This window comes from Paracraurococcus lichenis (assembly GCF_030657435.1).
Lineage (GTDB): Bacteria > Pseudomonadota > Alphaproteobacteria > Acetobacterales > Acetobacteraceae > Paracraurococcus > Paracraurococcus lichenis.
Genome location: NZ_JAUTWS010000009.1, coordinates 38,961 through 59,447, shown reverse-complemented (window position 1 = coordinate 59,447; position 20,487 = coordinate 38,961). Strand labels below are relative to the sequence as shown.

The following is a 20,487-nucleotide window of genomic DNA, read 5'->3' as shown; positions in this document are numbered from 1 at the left end:
CGCATGGCCGCCCCGCTTCACGACGCCGCCACCCCGCTCGATCCCGATGGCCATCTCTACGTCTTCGGCTACGGCTCCCTGATCTGGAAGCCGGGCTTCGTCCACGCCTCCTCCCACCCCGCGCTGCTGCGCGGCTTCCACCGGCGCTTCTGCCTCTGGAGCCGCCACTACCGCGGCTCGCCGGAGGCGCCCGGCCTGGTGCTCGGCCTCGACCGCGGCGGGGCCTGCCGCGGCCTCTGCTTCCGCGTCGCGGCGAAGGATGCGCCGGCGGTGCTGGATTACCTGGACGCGCGGGAGAACCTCAGCGGCGAGGAGGTCTACGACCGCCGCCTGCTGCCGGTGCGCCTGCTCGACAGCGGCCGGGAGGTGCGGGCCGTCGCCTATGTGGTGCGGCGGGCGCATGCTCATTACTGCCGCCCCGCGGCCGAGGAAGCCGCGCGCGCCATCGCCCGCGGCATCGGGCAGGCCGGGCCGAACCGCGACTACCTGCTCAACACCCTGGCGCATCTGCGCGCCATGGGGGTGCGCGATGCCGCGCTGGACCGCATCGCCGCCCTGCTGCCGCCGCCCGAGTCCGGCTGACACCGGCCGGCGGAAGTCCCGGTCCCGGCCGGGGCTTGGGCCGCAGCGCTGCGCGGTCCGGGGGATCGGAGCGGGCGGCGGGCACGGATCCGTGCCGCAACCGGGACGGATTGTCCACAAGGAATCGCGGCCCGCTCCGGCCTCTTGCGCGGAGGTTGCGCCCGGCCGGAACGGATGCCGCCCCGGCCCGCCGACTCACGGGAATCCTCTTTATAGTTCAATAGTTTAAAGGCCAACCGGGGCTGTGGACAACCCCTGGGGCAGCTTGGGAGCAGCGCCGAAAACCCGCCCTTTGCAGCCACTTGCACCGGCTTGCTGCGGCCAGGGGCGAAGCGCTCAGGCGGCGCTTTCCACCGGCTTATCCACAGGCAACGCCACCTGGGGATGAGGCGAAACGGGTTCGATGGCCGTCTCCAGCACGCGGACCAGCGCCGCCCGCGGCGTGCCCGCCGGGATGGCCGGCCGCACCGTGATGGTGATCACGCCCGGCCGCTTGCGGAAGGCACGCCGACCCCAGCAGAGGCCGCTGTCGGTCGCCACCGGCACCACCGGCAGGCCGGTCGCCGCCGCCAGCGCCGCGACGCCCGGCTGGATCGTGCCGCGCTGCCCCGGGGCGACCCGCGTGCCCTCGGGGAAGATCACGATCTGCCGGCCTTCCGCCGCCGCCGCCTTGCCGGCCTTCACGAGGTGGCGCAGCGCGCTGGCCCCCGCCGCGCGGTCCACCGCGATCTGCCGGCTCTTCCAGCAGTACCAGCCCCAGACCGGCAGGAAGAGCAGTTCCCGCTTCAGCACATAGACCGCATCCGGCAGCAGGGCGAACCAGACGAAGGTGTCGAAGGCCGACTGGTGCTTGGCCGCGACCAGCGCCGGGCCGCTCGTCGGCAGGTTCTCCCGCCCCTCCACCCGCAGCCGGATGCCGCAGATCGCCCGCAGCAGCCAGACGATGATCCGGGCATAGAGCCGCATGGAGGGCACCAGCCAGCGTCGCGGCGCCAGCAGCAGCGGCAGGTGCAGCAGGCCCATGCCGATGGTGGTGCCCCAGAAGGCGAGGTTGAACAGCAGCGAGCGCAGCCAGGTCATCGGGGTCCATCCGCGGGCGGCGCCGCCGGGCCGGTGAACCCGGCCAGCGCCGCGAGGTACTTCACGTATTCACGCAGCAGCAGCGACCAGGTGCGCAGCCGCCCCGCCGCGCCGGCCTGGCGCAGCGGCGCCGGCTGGATCGGATGGGCATAGAGCCGCACCTCCGGCAGGGCCCGGCGGAGTTCGAGCAGCGCCCGCGGCATGTGGTAGCCCGCCGTGACGATGCGCAGCGACCCCAGCCCCTCCGCCCGCGCCCAGGCCGCGATCTCCGCCGCATTGCCCCGCGTGCTGGTCGCCTCATGCCCCAGCGCGACGCGTCCCGCCAGGGTCTCCGGCTCCATCGCCGCCAGCCGCGCGACGTCGCCGAGGCCGACCTGCGGATGGGTGCCGGAGACGAGCAGGTGCTGCGCCCGGCCCTCCCGCAGCAGCCGCAGGCCCGTCTCCACCCGCTCCGCCCCGCCGGTCAGCACCGCGATGCCGTCGGTCGGCGCCTCGGGCTCCGCCGGGCCGGCCGCGGCGAGCATCAGGAACCAGGCGAAGCCGCCGGCGAAGGCCAGCAGCGCCAGGGCCGGCAGCAGCGGCAGCCAGCGCCGCAGGCCCTGGCGGCGCGGCCGGGCGGGGGCCGCGGCGGCGGGCCCGCTCATGGCAGCCGCCGCAGCCAGCGCCGCAGCGTGACCTGCGCCGTCAGCCAGCCGATCAGCGCCGCCGCCGGCGGCAGCAGGGCCAGTTCGGCCCAGGGCAGGCCGGCCCAGGGCAGGTCCAGCAGGCCCTCCGCCGCCCGCCCGCCGGAGAGCGGCGCGGCGAGGTCGGCGAAGCCCACCAGCACCGGCGCGGCCAGCAGCGTGCCGGCCAGCGCGCCGAGGCCGACCAGCAGCGCGACGCGGCCGGCGAAGCGCCCGGCGATGTCGCCATCCGTGGCGCCGAGCGCATGCAGCAGCGCGATCGCCTCCCGCCGCGCGGCGATGCCGGCCCGGACCGCGACCGCGACCACCGCGGTCGCGATGCCCGCGACCAGGAGCAGGGCGGCGAAGGCGACCGCCTCCAGGCTGCGGGCCAGCGCCAGCAGCCGCGCCACCCAGACGCCATGCGCCTCCACCGCGGCGCCGGGGACCGCGGCGGCGATGCGCGCCGCCAGCGCGCCGGCATCCGGCGGCAGGCGGGCGAGGCGGAGCTCGATGATGGTGGGCAGCGGGATGGCCGGCGCCTCTCCCAGCCAGGGGCGCAGCAGCGCCGCGAGCCGCGCCGGGTCGGCCAGCCGCGCCTCGGCGATCTCCGGCATGGCGGCGAGCGCCGCCAGCGCCCGCTCGGCCCGGGCGCCGTGCGGGAGCTGGACGGTCAGCGCCGTCGCGGCCCCGCCCTCCCAGCGGCCGGCCAGGTCGGCGGCACCGCGGGCGCCGGCGAGGGTGAGCGCGGCCAGCAGGGCCATGGCCGCGACCAGCGCGGGCAGCAGGCGGTCGGAGAGGACCCGCCGCAGGCCGAGGGGGTCGCGGCCGCGGCTGCGCCGGACCTTCATGGGCGCGAGACGAGGGGGCGCTGCCCCCTCGACCCCCGCCGGGGCCAAGGCTTGGCCCCGGACCCCGCCCTGAGTTCAGCCATGGGCAACGAGGCGTCCTTCGGCCAGGCGCAGGGAGGGGGCGGGATAGTCGCCGAGCAGCGACTCGGCATGCGTCGCCACCACCACGGTCGTGCCGAGGCGATGCATCTCCTGCAGCAGGGACAGCACCCGGCGGGCCTGGGGGACGTCGAGGTTGCCGGTCGGCTCGTCGGCGACCAGCAGGGCGGGACGCATCACCACGGCCCGGGCGATCGCCACGCGCTGCTGCTCCCCGCCCGAGAGCGCGGCGGGCATGGCATCGGCCTTCGCCACCAGCCCGACCCAGCGCAGCATCTCCGTCACGTCGGCGCGGATCTGCGCCTCCGCCCGGCCGGCCACCCGCAGCGGCAGGGCCAGGTTGTCGAAGACCGGCAGGTGCGGCAGCAGGCGGAAATCCTGGTAGACCACGCCGATCCGCCGCCGGAGCGCCGGCAACGCCGCCCGCCGGGCGCGGGAGAGGGCGACGCCCAGCACCTCCACCTCCCCCCGGCTCGGCCGCACGGCGATCTGCATCAGCCGCAGCAGGGAGGACTTGCCCGCGCCCGAAGGGCCCAGCAGCCAGTGGAAGGAGCCGGGCTCCAGCGTGAAGGTCAGGTCGTGCAGCACCTCCGGCCCCGTCCCGGCATAGCGCAGCCCGACCCCGGAGAAACGCACCATGGCGCGGACAATGCCGGGGCCGGGAGGCAGCGCCAAGGGGCACGAGGTGCCTTGCGGCCGGCGCGCCGGCCCCGCACATTGCGGCTGCGATGCGGATTTCCTGCCCGGCCTGCGAGGCCACCTACGAGGTGCCGGACCGGCTGATCGGGACCGGGCGGACCTTGCGCTGCAAGGCCTGCCGGCACGCATGGCATGTCGGCCCGGCCACGCCCGCCGCCGCGCCGGAACCCGCCCCGGCGCCGCCCGCCCCGCCCCCGGCACAGCGCACGGACCTGCCGCCGCCGGTCGCCACCCGCCCCCGCCCGCCGCAGCCGATCGAGCCGCCGCTGCCGCGCACCGAGTCGCCGCCGCCCCGCGCGGGCGCCGCCCTGGCGGCGGCCTGGATCGGCTCGATCCTCGCCGTCGCCGGCATGGTCGCGGCGCTCTGGGTGTTCCGGGCGGAGGTGGTCGCTGCCTGGCCGCCGGCGGCGCGGCTCTTCGCCCTGCTGGACCAGGCGCCGGCGCCGTAGGGGCGGCGAAGGCTCAGGCGCGGGCCAGCCTGCCGCCGCGGTCCATCAACTGCTCCACGATCAGGTCCTGCACCAGCGGCAGCCGCGCGCCGAGGCCGAGCACCGCGCCGCGGGCGAGCCGCGCCGGCAGGCGGTCGTCGGTGAAGAGCCCGACCACGGCATTGGTCCCGGCATAGAGCGGCCAGGCGGCGCGGCGGTGCTCCGCCTGGTAGCGGGCCAGCAGCGCCGGCGCCCCGATGTCGCCGCCGCGCGCCGCCGCAGCGCGGATCCCGGAGGCCAGCGCCGCGGCGCCGCGCAGGCCGAGGTTGAAGCCATGCGCCGTCACCGGATGCATCCCGACCGCGGCATCGCCCACCAGGGCGAAGCGGGGACCGGTGAAGCGCGCCGCCCAGGTCGCGACCAGCGGATAGACGTGGCGGGTGCCGGCCAGCCGCATGGCGCCGAGCCGCCCGCCATAGCGGCGCGTCACCTCGGCGGCGAAATCGGCCTCCTCCAGCGCCATCAGCCGGGCCGTCTCGCGCTCCGGCAGGGTGAGCACGGCGGAGGAGAGATCGCCGTTCAGCGGCAGCATGGCGATGGTCTGGCCATGGCCGAACCACTCCGTGGCGACCGCCCCGTGCGGCAGGTCATGCGCCATGCGGCAGACCAGCATGGCCCGGCCGAAGTCGCGCATGGCCGCCGGGATGCCCATGCGGCGGCGGAGCTCGGAGAAGCGGGTATCGGCGGCGACCGCCAGCCGGGCCGCGACCGCGGTGCCCTCGGCCAGGCGGAGCGTCGCGCCCGCCGACCCGGTCTCGGCACCGCTGACCGCCTGGCCGGCCAGCAGGGTGATCTCCGGCCGCTCTGCCGCGGCCTCGAAGAGCGCGCGGCGGATCAGGTGGTTGGGCACCAGCCAGCCCAGCGCCTCCGCCCGCCGCCCCGTGGTGTCGAAGCGCAGCGCCCGGCGCGGGGCGGGGCCGTCCATCACCCGCGCCTCCCGCAGCGGGGCGATCTCGGCCGCCGGGATGCGGTCCCAGGCGCCGAAACGCTGCAGCAACCGGCGGGAGAGATGGGTCAGGGCGATCTCCCGCCCGTCATGGGCCGGCTCCGCCAGGGCCTCGCGCCGCTGCCGCTCGATGAGGCCGACCGAGAGGCCGCTGCCCGCGAGCGAGAGGGCGAAGGCGAGCCCGGCCGGACCGGCCCCCGCCACGGCGACGTCGAACTGCATGGGACTCCCTTCTGCTGCCGGCCGATCGGCGCCTACCCCTGGCCGCCCCGGCGCGCTATGAGCCGGCGCAAACGCGCTGGGACATCGGACGTGACCAAGATCGTGCCGCCCAATTCCTTCCGGCTCGGCCCCGATGGCCGGGGCCGCTTCGGCCAGTTCGGCGGCCGCTTCGTCGCCGAGACGCTGATGCCGCTGATCCTCGAGGTCGAGAAGGCCTATGAGGCGGCGAAGCGCGACCCGCAATTCGACGCGGAATGGCGCCGGCTGCTGACGCATTACGTCGGCCGGCCCAGCCCGCTCTGGTACGCCGAGCGGCTGACCGAGCACCTGCGCAAGGACGCCGCCCCGGGCAAGGGCGCGAAGGTCTATTTCAAGCGCGACGAGCTGAACCACACCGGCGCGCACAAGATCAACGCCGTGCTCGGCCAGATCCTGCTGGCCAAGCGCATGGGCAAGACGCGGATCATCGCCGAGACCGGCGCCGGCCAGCACGGCGTGGCGACGGCCACCGCCTGCGCGCTCTTCGACCTGCCCTGCACGGTCTTCATGGGCGCGACGGATGTCGAGCGGCAGCAGCCCAACGTGTTCCGGATGAAGCTGCTCGGCGCCGAGGTGCGGCCGGTGACCAGCGGCAGCGCGACGCTGAAGGACGCGATGAACGAGGCGCTGCGCTATTGGGTGGCGAATGTCGAGGACACCTACTACTGCATCGGCACGGTGGCGGGCCCGCACCCCTATCCGCAGATGGTCCGCGACTTCCAGAGCGTGATCGGCACGGAAGCCAAGGCGCAGATGCAGGAGGCCGAGGGGCGGCTGCCGGATGCGCTGGTCGCGGCGATCGGCGGCGGCTCCAACGCCATGGGGCTCTTCTTCCCCTTCCTCGACGACCCCGAGGTGGCGATGTTCGGCGTCGAGGCTGCCGGCCGCGGCCTGCACACCGAGGAGCATGCCGCGAGCCTCGAGAAGGGCCGCCCCGGCGTGCTGCACGGCAACCGCATGTACCTGCTGCAGGATGCCGACGGCCAGGTCCAGGAGGCGCATTCGATCAGCGCCGGGCTCGACTATCCCGGCGTCGGGCCGGAGCATTCCTGGCTGCACGAGCTCGGCCGCGTGCAATATGTCGGCGCGACGGATGACGAGGCGCTCGCCGCCTTCCAGCTCTGCTCGAAGCTCGAGGGCATCATCCCGGCGCTCGAGCCCGCGCATGCGCTGGCGCATGTGATCAGGCAGGCGCCGCTGATGGAGCGCGAGCAGATCCTGCTGATGAACCTATGCGGCCGCGGCGACAAGGACATCTTCACCGTCGCCCGCCATCTGGGAGTCGAGATGTGAGCCGGATCGCGGAGCGCTTCGCCGCGCTGAAGGCCGAGGGCCGCGGCGCGCTCGTCACCTACCTGCAGGCCTATGACCCGGACCCGGCGACCTCGCTGGCCATCCTGCGCGGCCTGCCCGGCGCGGGCGCCGATGTCATCGAGATCGGCGTGCCCTTCACCGATCCGATGGCCGACGGCCCCTCCATCCAGCGCGCGGCGATCCGGGCGCTGAAGGCCGGCGCGACGCTGTCGCGCGTGCTCGCCATGGTGCGCGACTTCCGCCGCGAGGAGGCCGCGACCCCGATCGTGCTGATGGGCTACTACAACCCCATCCTCGCCTATGGCATCGAGCGCTTCTGCACCGATGCCTCCTGCTCGGGCGTCGATGGGCTGATCATCGTCGACGTCCCGCCGGAGGAGGCCGACGAGGTCGAGCCCTCGGCCCGGGCGCAGGGCCTCGACCTGATCCGGCTGGTCGCACCCACCACCGACGAGGCGCGGCTGCCGCGCGTGCTCGGCGCGACCTCGGGCTTCGTCTACTACGTCTCGATCGCCGGCATCACCGGGACGAAGAGCGCGAGCAGCGCCAGCCTCGAGGCGGCGGTCCCCCGCATCCGGAGGCACACCGACCTGCCGGTCTGCATCGGCTTCGGCATCCGCACCCCGCAGCAGGCGGCCGAGGCGGCGAAGCTCGCCGACGGCGCCGTGGTCGGTACCGCGCTGGTCGACACGCTGGCCGCCAGCCTGGACGAGCAAGGCCGCGCCAGGCCGGAGACCGTGCGGCAGGTGCTCGACCAGGTGCGCGGGCTGGCGGAGGCGATCCGGGCGCGTTGACCCGGGCCGGGGCGGCGCCCATCTTCGTTCCGGTACCCCGGTCAAAGGGCCCGCCCCATGCCGAGCATCGACCTGACCCCGGAGCAGCTCCGCTTCGCCGGGGCCCGCCTGGCCGAGGGCCGCTACGGCTCCGTCGCCGAGGTGGTGGCCGCAGCGCTGGCCAATATGGAGCGGCAGCAGGCGGACCTGGCGGCCTTCCGGGCGAGCCTCGACGAGGCCTACCGCCGCGGCGAGGAGGAAGGCTGGCTGGAGCTGGAGGAGGTGATGGCGGACATGGATGCCATGAGGACCCGATGAACTGGATCAGCGAGTGGGCGCTGCCGAAGATCAAGACGCTGTTCGGCGCGCCGCGCGAGGTGCCGGACAACCTCTGGCGCAAATGCCCCGCCTGCGAGCAGATGATCTTCCACCGCGACCTCGAGCGGAACCTGCACATCTGCCCGCAATGCGGCCACCACATGCGGATCGGCGCGAGGCAGCGCTTCGACTACACGCTGGATGAGGGCTGGCAGCGGATCGAGCTGCCCAAGGCCCCTGCCGACCCCCTCCGCTTCCGCGACCAGCGCCGCTACGGCGACCGCCTGCGCGAGGCCCAGGCGAAAGCGGGCCAGGAGGATGCGGTGGTCGTCGCCCACGGCGCCATCGAGGGCAACCGCGTCGTCGCCGCCGCCTTCGAGTTCAGCTTCATGGGCGGCTCCATGGGCGCCGGGGTGGGGGAGGCGCTGGTCACCGCCGCCCGCCTCGCCGTGCTGCAGGACGCGCCGCTGATCGTCTTCACCGCCTCGGGCGGCGCGCGCATGCAGGAAGGCGCCATCAGCCTGATGCAGATGCCGCGCACCGTCATCGCCACGCGCATGGTCAAGGAAGCCGGCCTGCCCTTCATCGTGGTCCTCTCGGACCCGACCACCGGCGGCGTCACCGCGAGCTTCGCCATGCTGGGCGACATCCAGATCGCCGAGCCCGGCGCCATGATCGGCTTCGCCGGCGCCCGCGTCATCGAGCAGACCGTGCGGGAGAAGCTGCCGGAGGGCTTCCAGCGCGCCGAGTACCTGCTGGAGCACGGCATCCTCGACATGGTGGTGAAGCGCGGCGAGATGCGGGCGACCCTCGCCCGCCTCATCGGCCTGCTGCGGCTGCCGGAGCGCATGCCCGCCCTCGCCGAGCCGATGAGCCGCCCCGCCCTGCCCGCCCCCGCCGAGCCGGAAGGCGCCGGTCCCGCCGCGTGAGCACGACCCGCAGCGAGGCCATCATCGACCGGCTGCACGCGCTGCACCCGAAGCTGATCGACCTCAGCCTCGGGCGCCTGCAGCGGCTGCTGGCGCTGCTCGGCCACCCCGAGCGCAGGCTGCCGCCGGTGATCCATGTCGCCGGGACCAACGGCAAGGGCAGCACCTGCGCCTTCCTCCGCGCGATTGCCGAGGCCGCGGGGCAGCGGGCGCATGTCTACACCTCCCCGCACCTCGTCCGCTTCCACGAGCGCATCCGCCTCGCCGGCACTCTGGTCTCCGAGGAGGCGCTGGCCGCGGCGCTCGAGGAGGTGGAGGCGGTGAATGCCGGCGCGCCGATCACGGTCTTCGAGGTGATCACCGCCGTCGCCCTGCTGCTCTTCAGCCGCGTGCCGGCGGACGTGCTGATCCTGGAGGTCGGCCTCGGCGGGCGGTTCGATGCGACCAACGTCGTCGAGCGGCCCGTGGCGACGGCGATCACCTCGATCTCCATGGACCACATGGAGTTCCTCGGCGACAGCCTGGAGAAGATCGCCTTCGAGAAGGCCGGCATCCTGAAGCCGGGCATCGCCTGCGCGACCGGGGCGCAGGACCCGCGCGCGCTCGGCGTCATCGCCGATTGCGCGGCGGCGGTCGGCGCGCCGCTGCGGGCGCGCGGGCGGGACTGGCAGGTGGCGGAGCGGCCGGGCGGGATGCTCTATGCCGATGCGCGCGGCACGCTCGACCTGCCGCCGCCCGGCCTGCTCGGGGCGCACCAGGCGGACAATGCCGGCATCGCCATTGCCGCGCTGCGCGCCTGGAACCCGCCCTGGCTGACCGAGGCCGCGATCGCCGCCGGCCTCGCCGCGGCGGAATGGCCGGCGCGGCTGCAGCGGCTGCGCGGGAGGCTGGCGGCGATGCTGCCGGCGGGTTGGGAACTCTGGCTGGATGGCGGCCACAATGCCGGCGGCGGCGCGGCGCTGGCGGAGCAACTGGCGCGCTGGCGCGACCGGCCGCTGCACATCGTCGTCGGCATGAAGGGCGGCAAGGCGGTCACGGAGTTCCTCCGCCCGCTGGTCCCGCATGCCGCGACGCTCTGGGCGGTGGCGGAGCCGGGCCAGCACCTGGCGACGCCGGTCGAGCGCATCGTCGAGGCGAGCGGCGGCCTGGCCCGGCCCGGCCCGACGGTGGCCGGGGCGTTGGCGGCGATCCCGCGCGAAGGCCCGCCGGCGCGGGTGCTGGTCTGCGGCAGCCTCTACCTGGCCGGGGAGGTGCTGAAGGCCGACGGCGCCTGAGCAGCGAATCGCGCCGGACCCGGCGCTACCTGCCCAGCCCCCTGGCGAGTGCCTCGATCACCGAGCCGCCCACCTGGTCCGTCGGGTCCAGCAGGGCCAGGCGGTCGAGCAGTGCGCGCGCCTCGGCCGGTTCCTCCCGCCGCAGGTGGATGAAGGCCGTGGCCTTCAGCGTATAGAGCGCGAAGCGCAGCGCGCCCTCGGCCGGGACCGTCACCTGCGCCGGCGTCCAGTCCCGCCAGTCTGGCGGCAGCCCGGACTGGCGCGCGGCCTCGGCCAGGCCGGCATGGGCCGCCGCCAGCGCGGCATCGAGGTTCCGCTGGTAGGTGTGGATCTTGTAGAGGCAGAGATAGGTCGGCAGCGCCCCGGGCGCGAGGCGCAGCGCCTCGCGGAACAGCGCATCCGCCGCCGGGCGATCGTCGTAATAGGCCGCGACGCCGCGCTGCAGGAGGCCGTTCACCGCCTCCGGCAGCGGGCCGAAATTGATCAGGTCGCCTTCCGCCAGCAGGTCGGCCATCCGGGGCGGGGATGCCGTCACAGGACCGCGTCCGCCCGGTCCTCCGCCGCGTTCCAGGCCCCGACGCAGGCATATTCGAGCAGCATGATCGCGCCCGGCAGGTCGTGATGCGCCACCTGCTGCGCCGGCGAGACCGGGTCGAGGCCGCGCCACCACTGCATCATCCGCCGCATCAGGGTCCGGGCCGGCACCGCGTCCAGCGACGTCCCGCCGAAGGCGACGACGCCGAAGCTGTGTTCCACCGCATGGAGGCAGGCCTCGATATAGTCGCGGTCGTCCTTCGCCAGCGGCACCGGATGGTCGGGCACGCCCCGGATCAGCCGCTCATCCGCGATGCTCGTGACCTCGCCCTGCATGACACCCTCCATGCCGGCCCCGGCCGCCGCCTTCCGGCGACCGCGCGGCACGGCACACGCACGATCCAGGCCGTCCCGCCTTTCTAGGACAGCAACCTTGCGGGAAGGTGTACGGCGCCCGGAAGCCGCGCGCCGTACCCGACCGCACAAGGCGGGGTAGCAAGCGCCGTGCCCGGCTGGCGGCCCTTCGGCCGCCTCCGGCGCGATGCCTTGCGGCACAGGGCTTTCCAACGCCGTCGCGCCGATCGGTGACCGCCGCGCGCCGCGTCGGCGCGACGCGCGGGACAGCGCCTGTCGGAAACGCGACGCGATCCGTCGCGCATTGTCGTCCGCGCCGGAAAGATGCTGCCGGATCAGACCTTTGCGCCATGGCATGGGCATTGCTGCAGGCACCGCCGATCTCTTTCCCAACGCCCAGGGGTGTGCGGTGATCCATCTCACGAGCAGCGCGGCCGACGCGGTCCGCACGGCGGTCGCAGGCGCCGCCGAACCCGTCAGCGGCCTCCGCATCAAGGTCAAGACCGGCGGCTGCGCCGGCTACCAGTACATGATGGGCCTGGTGCGGCAGCCCGAGCCCGACGACATCGTCGTCGAGAATGACGGCGTGAAGGTCTTCGTCGAGGCGGGCAGCGGCCCGCTGCTCAAGGGCCTGACCATCGACTTCGTCGTCGCCCTCGAAGGGTCCGGCTTCACCTTCGAGAACCCGAACGCGACGGCAAGCTGCGGCTGCGGCAAGTCCTTCTCCTGAGCAGGTTTTCGCGGGTTGGGCCACACGTCGTCCGGCCCGATCCGTCGAAGCGAAAGCCGGCTCAGGGTTTTGTTGCAGCGCAAACCCCGAGGGGTTTGCTTGGCCGTCACGGGCGGCGCGGCGGCGGAGGGCAGCGGTCATGGGCCTCGTTTATCTCGACAACAATGCGACGACCCGCACCGACGTCGCGGTGATCGAGGCAATGCTGCCCTATTTCCGCGAGGTCTTCGGCAATCCCTCCTCCACGCATGCGCTCGGCGCCGATGTCGGCGGGGCGGTGCGGCAGGCGCGGCGGCAGGTGCAGGCGCTGCTCGGCGCGGCGCATGACCACGAGGTCGTCTTCACCTCCGGCGGCACCGAATCCGACAATGCCGCGCTGCTCTCGGCGCTGGAGACGCAGGCCGGCCGCGACGAGATCGTGACGACCACGGTCGAGCACCCCGCGATCCTGCAATGCGTCGAACACCTGCAGCAGAGCCGCGGCATCCGCGTCCACCGGATCGGCGTGGATGCCGGCGGCCGGCTCGACATGGGGGCCTTTCGCGCGGCGCTCGGCCCGCGTACCGCCGTCGCCTCCGCCATGTGGGCGAACAACGAGACAGGCACGATCTTCCCGGTGGAGGAACTGGCGGCGCTGGCGCATGCGGCCGGCGCGCTCTTCCACACCGATGCGGTGCAGGCGGCCGGCCGGCTGCCGATGGCGCTGAAGGGGACGGAGATCGACATGCTCTCCCTCTCCGGCCACAAGCTGCACGGGCCGAAGGGCATCGGCGCGCTCTATGTCAGGAAGGGCGTGCCCTTCCGCCCGCTGCTGCGCGGCGGCCGGCAGGAACGCGGCCGGCGCGGCGGCACGGAGAACGTGCCGGCGATCATCGGCCTGGGCAAGGCGGCCGAGCTTGCGGCACAGCACCTGCCGGCGGAGCGGACACGCGTCGCCGCCCTGCGCGACCGGCTGGAGCAGGGGATCCTGCGGCTCGGCGGTTCCCGGGTGAACGGCGACACCGCGCGGCGCCTGCCGAACACCAGCAACCTCGCCTTCGACCACATCGACAGCGAGGCGCTGCTGCTCAGGCTCGGGCGCGCGGGCATCGCCGCCTCCTCCGGCGCGGCCTGCGCCTCCGGCTCGACCGAGCCCTCGCATGTGCTGCGGGCCATGGACCTGCCGGAGGTCGCGCTGCACGGCGCGCTGCGGCTCTCCCTGTCGCGCGAGACCACGCCGGAGGACATCGACCGCACGCTCGCCGCCATGGCGGAGATCCTGCCGACGCTGCGCGCGCAGGCCCTGCAGGCCCTGGCCGGCTAGCGACGCACCATGCCACCCGAAGGTCCCGGCGCCAGGGCATGCCGCCGCGCCTTCCTTGTCGAGAGGGTACCATGACCGCGATCGAGAACACCGCCCTGGCCCGGCTGGAGCAGGAAGGGCGCCTCTTCAACGCGATCCTGAAGGGGCCGACCACGAAGCCGGGCCGCTTCGGCTTCCGCGGCGACATCGCGCTGAAGTTCCAGGCCCAGGTGGCCGACGAGAAGCGTCCGCCCGACTTCTCCGTCGAGCAGGTGCTGACCGTGATGCAGGCGGGCGAGCCGACCATCCCCGTCCTCGCCGGCTATATCCATTCCTTCGCCTATCTCGGCACCGCCATGGAGGTGCTGCAGGGCCTGCTGAGCCCGAAGGGCAAGTACTTCTTCTTCTGCAACAACATCGACCTGCTGGCGAAGTACAGCATCGCCTTCGGCGACGTCACGGTGATGGTGCTGCCCTGCGACGAGTCCACCGTCTGGAAGGAGATGATGGACCTGGTCGGCGTCGACAAGAACGACATCAAGAAGCTCGACACCGCGGGCAAGACCGATGTCCTGCTCGACGTGGCGATGAGCTTCAGGGAGAGCTTCACGCCGATCACCTACGCGCATGGGCTGGAGATCATGGAGCCGGTCAAGAACCGCAACGAGAACCGCCCGGTCTGACCGGTACGGGAGGCCGGCGCCGCCGCGCGCCGGCCGCGCGCCGGATCAGGGATCGTCCGGCGGCCCCTCCTCGTCCTCCTCCTCGTCCTCGGCCAGCCTGATGCCGGCGATGCAGATCTCGCCGTCGATCAGGACGAGCGGCACCGGCTCCAGCGCCTCGCCGCGACAGGGGCCGTCGGCGCATTCGCCGGTGCCGAGTTCGAACAGCGCGCCGTGCTTGCCGCACATCAGCCGTTCGCCATTCGGGTCGAGGAACTGGTCCCGCTCCCAGTCCAGCCTGCCGCCGTGATGCGGGCACCGGTTGACGTAGCCGAAGACCTTCCGGCCCCAGCGCACCACGACGATCGGCCAGGGGCGTTCCCGCCCCTCCTCGTCCAGCCGCATCAGCGTGAAGCCCCGCGCCCGCTGGCTCGGGATGTCGTTCATGCTGCAGATCACATAGGTCCTGTCCGACGCCATGCCCGCCCCTTCCGCGCCGCATCCCATCAATGCCCCGGCGCCTTGCAAGATTCGCGCTACGCCATGCCCGGGCGTGGCACGGAACTTGATGTCTTCGCTGCGGTGCAACCCATGGAGAGTCACGGACATGAATGTCGCAACGGAGTTCGCCGCCTGCAGCCTGGACGAGATCCAGGCGCTGCTCGCCGGCGGCACGCTGACGGTCTATTCGGTGGCGCGTCCGGCCTCGGCCGACCTGCCGGTGGACCGCAGCGGCGTGCTGGCGACCTTCACCTTCGCCACGCCTGCCTTCGCGGCGGATGGCGCACCGGCCTTCGTCGAGGCCGCGGTGCCCGCCGCCACGGTCGGGACGCCCGGCTTTGCGCGGGCGCGCAAGGCCGACGGCACGGTGGTCGCCGATTTCTCCGCCGGCCCCGGCAACCGCGAGATCAAGTTCGCCGAGGTTTCCTGCTCCCCCGGCGCGCCGGTGCGCGTCACCGCCTTCCAGGTGCTGGAAGAGCGCGCCTGGCCGGAGCGGCCCGACTACTTCAACACCAGGCCGCGTGCCGGCTTCCCCCTGCACGGCAATCCCTGAGGTGTCGCGTCAGCGACAGATGTCCGGATCCAGACAGGCGGCCACGCGGCATGGGCTTCGGCAGCGCGGGCGAAAGGGAACGACGATGGCCAGGGCGACATGGGTGAAGACCACGCAGGATGGCCGCAGGCTCGAGGTTGTCGGGCTGGCGATCCTGCTCGGCGGCAGGCTCGAGGCCTTCGAGCTGATCGAGGTCGCGAAGCACCCCAACCGGCGCGCCATCCTCGATGCCGTGCCGGATGCCACGCACATGGCCGGCCGCGTGCCGCTGAATGCCGGGCAGGCGGCGACCGTGCTGCAGGCGCTGGAACAGGCGGAGGCCGAGGTGCTGGCAAGCCCCGCGGCCATCCACGAACGGCACCGCATCGCCGCCATGTGGCGGGCGCGGGAGCAGGGCATCGAGTAGGGAAGCCGCCGCGCCCGGTCCGCCCGGGCGCGGCGCGCCGGGTCAGGGTGGCGCCGGCGCGGCGTTGTCGCGGCGCATGCGGGCGACCAGCGGGTCGCCATCCTCGGCGCCGAAGCAGGCCGCGAAGTCGTCGCATTCCGTGCAGACCGGCGCGGCGCAGAGGCTGAAACCCTCCGAGGCGCAGATGGTGCGGTAGAGGAACTTCTTCCACTTCATGTCGTTGCGGTTGCGTTGGGCCAGGACCGGGAAATGCTCCCGCATCAGACGCGAGAGCTCGCCGCGGTTCCGCAACCCGAGATCCTGCCAGAGATGGTTCGGCCGGAGGCAGCGCCGCGCGACCATGCAGGCCAGGTCGCGCTCGAAGCCCGTGGCGGCCGCGGCCGACATCCAGAGCACGTCGCGCACCGACTGCTCCTCGGCATCGACCGCCAGCGCCTCCTCCAGCACGAAACCCGCCAGCATGTCCTGGGCGCCGGGGAAGAGGGTGGCGGCCATCCGCCGCAGTGCCGCGGCGTCGAGCCCGAGGCGGGCGCTGAGCGTCGTGCCCTCGCGCCGCGCCTCCTCCATCCCGAGCGCCAGGATCGAGGCGGCGACATGGGTGTCGAACCGCTCGCCGCCCTCGCCGGCCGACTCCATGAGCCGCCCGTAGAAGCCCTCCGTGCCCATGGAACCTCCTTCCCTCAGGCGGCCAGCGCCTCGTGCGTCTGGCAGTTGGTCGGGCAGACCCGGGCACAGGCGCCGCAGCCGATGCAGGCGCCGGCGTCGTTCATCACCATGATCTTCTTGTCGAACTCCTCGTCATCGTCGTCGAGGCCGACGAGCTCGCCCTCGTCGTTCAGGCCCTTCAGCGTCATCACCTCGCGGCCGCAGACCTTGTAGCAGCGGCCGCAGCCGATGCACTTGCCGGCGTCGATCGCCACCAGGTAGTCCGGCCGCCAGCCGCGGCCGTCGCGCGTCGTCTGGGACATGGCTCAGGCCGCCTCGAGCGTCTTGAGCGCCGTCCGCCTCGCCTCGAGCAGCGCGAAGGCGTCATGCGCCCGCTGCGCCACGTCGAGGATGCTCTGCCAGTTCACCGGCAGCTCCTCCGACAGGTCGTGCAGGTCCATCTTCGCCTGCATCGCCTTGGCCGAGAGCTTCTTGATCTCGGCCTTCAGGGCATCAACTTCGCTCATGGTCCTGCATCCGCTCAGTAATTGGCGACCTCGGGGAATTTCCGGATCATCTCCACGCCCGACCTGACGTACTTGTCGCCCTCCTCGGCCAGCTTGCCGAGGTTGTCGAAGCCGAAGCGGTGCACGTCGCGGAGCTGCTTGTTGACGACGATCAGCCTGCCGCCGATCAGCACCATGCGGCCGAATCCCTCGTGGCTCATCTTCAGCATGGGCGTGATCATCACGCCCGTCTCCTTCTCGACCAGCAGGCAGACGGCGTTGAAGAACAGCTCCAGCCGCCAGAGGGTGTCCGGGTCCGGGTCGCCGATGATCGGCAGGGCGCGGCGCGCGGCCTTGTCGAGGATGTAGGGCTCCAGCAGCTCCAGGTCCGCCTTGCGCTCCCAGGCACCGTGGCTGTCCTGGGCGCGCCAGACCTTGATGAGCTCCCGGACGAAGGGAGCGCTGGCGGCATCGGCGGGCGGGGCTTCCGTGGTGACGGACATGGGGATCAATCCTCGAATTCGAGAGTGCGTTCGCGGCCCTTGGACATGACCTTGCGCAGCCAGGGCGGCGGGTTGCCCTTCAGCACGTCCTGCAGCTTCAGCAGCAGATCCTCGATCGGCTCGGGCTGGCTGACCTTCATCGGATGGATGTTCTGCGCCACAACCCGCGCGGCGCCGGAGCCGCCGATGGCGGCGACATAGAGGATGGCGCAATCCTTGATCGCCTCGAGCTTCGGGGCGAGCTTGTCCTCGTTGCCGTCCTCCTTGAGGTCGCCCTCGAACTGGACGGCCTCGATGAAGGCATAGCCCTCCGGCTCCAGCTCGTAGATGGCGATGTTGCGGGCCCAGCCGAAATGCGCATCGACCCGCTTGAGGTCCTGCGTGGCGAATGCGACTTTCATGCGGCCTCCAGGGCATTGCCGGGGTTGACGACGGGGATGTCGTCCAGGGTGCGCCAGGTCTCGGGCGTCGGCTCGTGGTTCTCCTCGCCATCGGCGATGAGCAGGTTGCTGATGGCGAAGATCAGGTCGCGGGTGCCGCGATAGCCGACCGCGGTGAGGTGCCCGGCCCCCAGCCGGTCGAACATCGGCATGCCGATGCGGAAGAAGGGGATGTGCAGCCGCCCCGCGGCCTGGCGGCCATGCGAATGGGTGACCAGCAGGTCGCAGCCCTTCTCCCTGGCACCGGCCTCGAGATCCTCGAGGTCGCCGATCAGCACGTTCCCGGCCTGCACCCTCTCCAGCACCGGCGATTGGGTCGTGGTCACCGCGACCTCGATATGGCTGCCCATCTCGTGCAGCATGGAGCTGATGTCGAAGAGCAGGTCGGGTTCCGCACCGATCGCCACCTTGCGGCCACCGAGATGGAAATGCCCGTCGAGCATGGCATCGACCAACTGGCCGCGCTGGCGCCGGTACTTCGCCGGCACCGGCCTTCCGCTGATCTCGCTGAGGGTCATGACGAAGGCATCGTTCGCCGCGAGGCCGCAGAGCCGGTCGAAGAGCCGGAAGGGCACGCCGGTCTTCTTCCGCATCGCCTCGGCCGCCGGGCGCATCTGCTCGCCGATGGCGAGGGTCCAGGCGGCGAGGCCCATGGTCGCCACCTCCTCCACCCCGATGCCGCCGATCGTCGTCGGGGTGAACTCGTCCGGGATATGGCCGTCGAGCGAGCCGGCGAGGTCCGGCAGGAAGGAGGGCTCCAGCCCGAAATCCTCGATCATCGTCCGCACCTCGTCGAGGTCGCCGGGCGTCATGTGGCAGCCTGGCAGGACGTTGACGCGCTGCGGGTCGCGCCGCGCGAGGTTGCGCGGCGCCTCGACCAGCACCTCCACCATCCGCGTGACGGTCTTCGCCCAGCCATCCTGGAAGGCATCCTTGAAGTCGGGCGTCGAGACATAGACCAGCGGGAAGTCCCGGAGCTGCGGGTGCTTCTCGCGGACCAGGCGGATGTAGCCCTCGACGTCGTCGCCCTTGGTCTCGGTGACGCCGGTCGAGCAGATGCCGATGATCTCCGGCTTGGTGCGGTTGACGATGTTGAGGATCGCCTGCTCGACATTCTCGTAGCCGCCGAGCACGGTCGCCACCTCGCTCATCGCCGTGGTCTGCAGCGGGATGGCTTCCTTGAAGTGACGCACGAAGAGCACCAGGCCGAAGGAGGTGCAGCCCTGCGAGCCGTGCAGCAGCGGCATGGCGCGGCGCAGGCCCATGAAGGCGAGCGCGCCGCCGATCGGCTGGCTCATCTTCAGCGGATTGACCGTGCAGGCCTTCCGGCCGAGCGTGACGGTGGCCATCGCGCCCTCCCCTATTCGGCCGCGAGCGGCAGCGCGGCGGCCGGTGCCGGCGGCATGGCGGCGAGGATGTCCTCGATGCGGATCGAGCAGGCGCCGCAGCCGCCGGAGGCATTGGTGTGCTCCCGCACGCCCTCCACCGTGGTCAGGCCATGCGCCCGGATCGCGTCCTCGATGCTGCCGAGATCGACGGCCTTGCACTGGCAGACCTTGGCGGCGCGCCGCACTTCCTCGGCCCGCACGGGATCGGCGGCGAGCGCGGCGGCCTCGGCCTCCATCTCCGCGATGGCGCGGGCCTGCCAGGTCCGTGCCGGATCGTCCCAGGGCGCGGGCTGGCGCACCTGTTCCCACATCGGGTTGTGGAGCGCCTTGTCGATCTGGCGCACCAGCTCGACCATGCCGACATAGCCCATATAGGCGTGGTGGCGTTCCTGGTTGATGTCCAGCCAGGGCATCGCCGCCTTGAGCGCGATGAACTGCGACCGGCCGCCCGAGAGCATGATGTCGGCCCGCGCGTCCTTCAGCATCTTGTACATCTCGCGCGGGGTCATGTCGTCGATCATATGGGCGTCCTGGCCCATCAGCTCCTTGATGCGCTCCTTGTCCTCCCGCGTGGACTTCTTGACGCTGGTGCCGACCAGCTCCAGCCCCGCCTCCTGCAAGGCGGCGACCACCGACCAGGATTTCACGCCGCCGGTGATCAGCAGGACCTTCTTGCCCTTGAAGCGCGGCTTGAAGGGCGCGATGCCGGCCCAGGCCTTCGCCTCCTCGCGCGCGATCACCGCCTCGGTGCGGGCAAGCAGCTCGTCCGGCGCGCCGCGCTCGACCAGCATCCGCGCGATCTCGCGCAGCGAATCGCTGGTGTCCTGGATGCCGTAGAAGGAGCCCTCGAAGAAGGGGATGCCATAGCGCTCCTCCATCTTGCGGGCGACGTTGATCATGGCGCGGGAGCAGACCATCATCGCCGCGCGGGCGCGGTGGGAGGAGGCGACCTCCCGGTACTTCCCGTCGCCGGAGATGCAGGAGAGGATCCGGATCCCGAGCTCATCGAGCAGCGGCTTGACCTGCCAGAGCTCGCCCGAGAGGTTGTACTCGCCGATGATGTTGATGTCGTAGGGCGTGGTGTAGTCCGGCTCCTCGGTGCCGATCACGTGCTCCAGCAGGGCCTCGCCCGCGAGCTTGTTGCCGAGGTTCTTCGGGCCGACGAAGCCCGGGGAGTTCACCGGGATGACCGGCTTGCCGAACTTGGCCGCGGCCGCCTTGCAGACGGCGTTGATGTCGTCGCCGGTCATCGCCGGCACGCAGGTCTGGTAGACGAAGACCGCCGGCGGGTCGTATTTCTCGATGATCTCGCGGATCGCCTTGTACAGGCGCTTCTCGCCGCCGAAGACCACGTCGGTCTCGTTGATGTCGGTGGTGAAGCCGGTGCGCCAGATACTGGAACCCGAGGATTTCGCGCCGCGGTTGTCCCAGGAATTGCCCTCGCAGGCGATCGGGCCGTGCACCAGATGCGCGACATCGGTCAGCGGCTGCAGGGCGATCTTGGCACCGTCGAAGGCGCAGCCGCCGGCCGCGCCGCCGGGCTGCAGCTGCTTGGTGCAACCCTTCTTGCGCTCGGCCGCCGACTTGTTGGCGTTCTTGCCGCAGCCCGGCTCGTTGAAAACATCCTGGATCGTCGCGGACAGCGAAGTCACATCCTGTCTCCACTCGCTTGGGCCGGGGCCGGTTGTGCGAAGGGCCGTGATCTCC

General features: G+C 72.4%; 27 protein-coding genes. 12 read left to right on the top strand and 15 right to left on the bottom strand.

Features of this window, described 5'->3' with window-relative positions:
* Positions 1-3 precede the first annotated feature (3 nt).
* On the top strand, positions 4-582 hold the full coding sequence (locus tag Q7A36_RS11385; RefSeq protein ID WP_305103811.1) for a gamma-glutamylcyclotransferase: 579 nt from the start codon (positions 4-6) through the stop codon (positions 580-582).
* 336 nt (positions 583-918) lie between these two features.
* Here the strand turns inward: Q7A36_RS11385 and Q7A36_RS11380 are convergent, their stop codons facing one another.
* The 4 genes from Q7A36_RS11380 to ftsE all read right to left on the bottom strand — a co-directional run bounded on the left by Q7A36_RS11380 (position 919) and on the right by ftsE (position 3,913).
* Entirely contained in the window at positions 919-1,662 is a 744-nt protein-coding gene (locus Q7A36_RS11380; RefSeq protein WP_305103810.1) for a lysophospholipid acyltransferase family protein, read from the bottom strand.
* Positions 1,659-2,306: a YdcF family protein gene (locus tag Q7A36_RS11375; RefSeq protein ID WP_305103809.1), complete on the bottom strand. Its 648-nt coding sequence runs from the start codon at positions 2,304-2,306 to the stop codon at positions 1,659-1,661. Before Q7A36_RS11375 ends, Q7A36_RS11380 begins: the two co-directional genes overlap by 4 nt.
* The gene (locus tag Q7A36_RS11370) at positions 2,303-3,175 is read right to left on the bottom strand and encodes a cell division protein FtsX (protein WP_305103808.1); all 873 of its coding nucleotides are present in this window, start codon (positions 3,173-3,175) and stop codon (positions 2,303-2,305) included. Before Q7A36_RS11370 ends, Q7A36_RS11375 begins: the two co-directional genes overlap by 4 nt.
* A 75-nt stretch (positions 3,176-3,250) precedes the next feature.
* Positions 3,251-3,913 (bottom strand): cell division ATP-binding protein FtsE, encoded by a 663-nt coding sequence (ftsE, locus tag Q7A36_RS11365; protein ID WP_305103807.1) that lies wholly within the window; start codon positions 3,911-3,913, stop codon positions 3,251-3,253.
* An 89-nt stretch (positions 3,914-4,002) separates the two neighbouring features.
* Here ftsE and Q7A36_RS11360 point away from each other — a divergent pair, with 89 nt between their 5' ends.
* A complete protein-coding gene (locus tag Q7A36_RS11360) occupies positions 4,003-4,422 on the top strand; it encodes a zinc-ribbon domain-containing protein (protein WP_305103806.1) in 420 nt (139 codons plus the stop codon).
* 13 nt (positions 4,423-4,435) lie between these two features.
* On the opposite strand, the gene ubiM is transcribed toward Q7A36_RS11360, so the two are convergent.
* Positions 4,436-5,629, bottom strand: a complete 1,194-nt coding sequence (gene ubiM / locus Q7A36_RS11355; RefSeq protein WP_305103805.1) for a 5-demethoxyubiquinol-8 5-hydroxylase UbiM — start codon at positions 5,627-5,629, stop codon at positions 4,436-4,438.
* 99 nt (positions 5,630-5,728) lie between these two features.
* On the opposite strand from ubiM, the gene trpB reads away from it, so the two are divergent.
* The 5 genes from trpB to Q7A36_RS11330 are packed head-to-tail and all read left to right on the top strand — an operon-like array spanning position 5,729 to position 10,276.
* Positions 5,729-6,961 carry a tryptophan synthase subunit beta gene (gene trpB, locus Q7A36_RS11350; RefSeq protein ID WP_370655662.1) on the top strand — a complete coding sequence of 411 codons (1,233 nt, stop codon included), beginning with the start codon at positions 5,729-5,731 and terminating at the stop codon, positions 6,959-6,961.
* Positions 6,958-7,776 carry a tryptophan synthase subunit alpha gene (trpA, locus tag Q7A36_RS11345; protein ID WP_305103803.1) on the top strand — a complete coding sequence of 273 codons (819 nt, stop codon included), beginning with the start codon at positions 6,958-6,960 and terminating at the stop codon, positions 7,774-7,776. Before trpB ends, trpA begins: the two co-directional genes overlap by 4 nt.
* A gap of 57 nt (positions 7,777-7,833) precedes the next feature.
* Positions 7,834-8,073, top strand: coding sequence for a type II toxin-antitoxin system ParD family antitoxin (locus tag Q7A36_RS11340; protein WP_305103802.1), 240 nt, complete (start codon positions 7,834-7,836; stop codon positions 8,071-8,073).
* Positions 8,070-9,002: an acetyl-CoA carboxylase, carboxyltransferase subunit beta gene (gene accD / locus Q7A36_RS11335; RefSeq protein ID WP_305103801.1), complete on the top strand. Its 933-nt coding sequence runs from the start codon at positions 8,070-8,072 to the stop codon at positions 9,000-9,002. The genes Q7A36_RS11340 and accD overlap by 4 nt, the downstream gene beginning before the upstream one ends.
* Positions 8,999-10,276, top strand: a complete 1,278-nt coding sequence (locus Q7A36_RS11330; RefSeq protein WP_305103800.1) for a bifunctional folylpolyglutamate synthase/dihydrofolate synthase — start codon at positions 8,999-9,001, stop codon at positions 10,274-10,276. Before accD ends, Q7A36_RS11330 begins: the two co-directional genes overlap by 4 nt.
* Before the next feature lie 25 nt (positions 10,277-10,301).
* Here the strand turns inward: Q7A36_RS11330 and Q7A36_RS11325 are convergent, their stop codons facing one another.
* Both Q7A36_RS11325 and Q7A36_RS11320 read right to left on the bottom strand, forming a co-directional pair.
* Complete coding sequence (locus tag Q7A36_RS11325) at positions 10,302-10,790, bottom strand: hypothetical protein (RefSeq protein ID WP_305103799.1); 489 nt, start codon at positions 10,788-10,790, stop codon at positions 10,302-10,304.
* A gap of 17 nt (positions 10,791-10,807) precedes the next feature.
* Positions 10,808-11,146, bottom strand: a complete 339-nt coding sequence (locus Q7A36_RS11320; protein WP_305103798.1) for a hypothetical protein — start codon at positions 11,144-11,146, stop codon at positions 10,808-10,810.
* Positions 11,147-11,573: 427 nt separating this feature from the next.
* Here Q7A36_RS11320 and Q7A36_RS11315 point away from each other — a divergent pair, with 427 nt between their 5' ends.
* The 3 genes from Q7A36_RS11315 to Q7A36_RS11305 all read left to right on the top strand — a co-directional run bounded on the left by Q7A36_RS11315 (position 11,574) and on the right by Q7A36_RS11305 (position 13,859).
* Complete coding sequence (locus tag Q7A36_RS11315; RefSeq protein ID WP_305103797.1) at positions 11,574-11,894, top strand: HesB/IscA family protein; 321 nt, start codon at positions 11,574-11,576, stop codon at positions 11,892-11,894.
* Positions 11,895-12,033: 139 nt separating this feature from the next.
* Positions 12,034-13,197, top strand: a complete 1,164-nt coding sequence (nifS, locus tag Q7A36_RS11310) for a cysteine desulfurase NifS (RefSeq protein WP_305103796.1) — start codon at positions 12,034-12,036, stop codon at positions 13,195-13,197.
* Between the two features lie 71 nt (positions 13,198-13,268).
* Positions 13,269-13,859: a hypothetical protein gene (locus Q7A36_RS11305; protein ID WP_305103795.1), complete on the top strand. Its 591-nt coding sequence runs from the start codon at positions 13,269-13,271 to the stop codon at positions 13,857-13,859.
* Positions 13,860-13,904: 45 nt separating this feature from the next.
* Here the strand turns inward: Q7A36_RS11305 and Q7A36_RS11300 are convergent, their stop codons facing one another.
* Entirely contained in the window at positions 13,905-14,318 is a 414-nt protein-coding gene (locus Q7A36_RS11300) for a Rieske (2Fe-2S) protein (RefSeq protein ID WP_305103794.1), read from the bottom strand.
* Positions 14,319-14,445: 127 nt separating this feature from the next.
* On the opposite strand from Q7A36_RS11300, the gene Q7A36_RS11295 reads away from it, so the two are divergent.
* Together Q7A36_RS11295 and Q7A36_RS11290 are read left to right on the top strand one after the other, a co-directional pair.
* Complete coding sequence (locus tag Q7A36_RS11295; protein ID WP_305103793.1) at positions 14,446-14,892, top strand: hypothetical protein; 447 nt, start codon at positions 14,446-14,448, stop codon at positions 14,890-14,892.
* 85 nt (positions 14,893-14,977) lie between these two features.
* A complete protein-coding gene (locus Q7A36_RS11290) occupies positions 14,978-15,298 on the top strand; it encodes a hypothetical protein (protein ID WP_305103792.1) in 321 nt (106 codons plus the stop codon).
* Positions 15,299-15,340: 42 nt separating this feature from the next.
* On the opposite strand, the gene Q7A36_RS11285 is transcribed toward Q7A36_RS11290, so the two are convergent.
* From Q7A36_RS11285 to nifE, 7 genes are read right to left on the bottom strand one after another with little or no spacing between them, the layout of a single operon-like run.
* Positions 15,341-15,964 carry a nitrogen fixation protein NifQ gene (locus Q7A36_RS11285; protein ID WP_305103791.1) on the bottom strand — a complete coding sequence of 208 codons (624 nt, stop codon included), beginning with the start codon at positions 15,962-15,964 and terminating at the stop codon, positions 15,341-15,343.
* A 14-nt stretch (positions 15,965-15,978) separates the two neighbouring features.
* A complete protein-coding gene (gene fdxB, locus Q7A36_RS11280; RefSeq protein WP_305103790.1) occupies positions 15,979-16,266 on the bottom strand; it encodes a ferredoxin III, nif-specific in 288 nt (95 codons plus the stop codon).
* A 3-nt stretch (positions 16,267-16,269) separates the two neighbouring features.
* Positions 16,270-16,470: a CCE_0567 family metalloprotein gene (locus tag Q7A36_RS11275; RefSeq protein WP_305103789.1), complete on the bottom strand. Its 201-nt coding sequence runs from the start codon at positions 16,468-16,470 to the stop codon at positions 16,270-16,272.
* 14 nt (positions 16,471-16,484) lie between these two features.
* The gene (locus tag Q7A36_RS11270) at positions 16,485-16,952 is read right to left on the bottom strand and encodes a NifX-associated nitrogen fixation protein (RefSeq protein WP_305103788.1); all 468 of its coding nucleotides are present in this window, start codon (positions 16,950-16,952) and stop codon (positions 16,485-16,487) included.
* 5 nt (positions 16,953-16,957) lie between these two features.
* Positions 16,958-17,353 carry a nitrogen fixation protein NifX gene (gene nifX / locus Q7A36_RS11265; protein ID WP_305103787.1) on the bottom strand — a complete coding sequence of 132 codons (396 nt, stop codon included), beginning with the start codon at positions 17,351-17,353 and terminating at the stop codon, positions 16,958-16,960.
* A complete protein-coding gene (gene nifN, locus Q7A36_RS11260; protein WP_305103786.1) occupies positions 17,350-18,741 on the bottom strand; it encodes a nitrogenase iron-molybdenum cofactor biosynthesis protein NifN in 1,392 nt (463 codons plus the stop codon). Before nifN ends, nifX begins: the two co-directional genes overlap by 4 nt.
* Positions 18,742-18,752: 11 nt before the next feature.
* Entirely contained in the window at positions 18,753-20,432 is a 1,680-nt protein-coding gene (nifE, locus tag Q7A36_RS11250) for a nitrogenase iron-molybdenum cofactor biosynthesis protein NifE (RefSeq protein ID WP_370655659.1), read from the bottom strand.
* Positions 20,433-20,487: the final 55 nt, after the last annotated feature.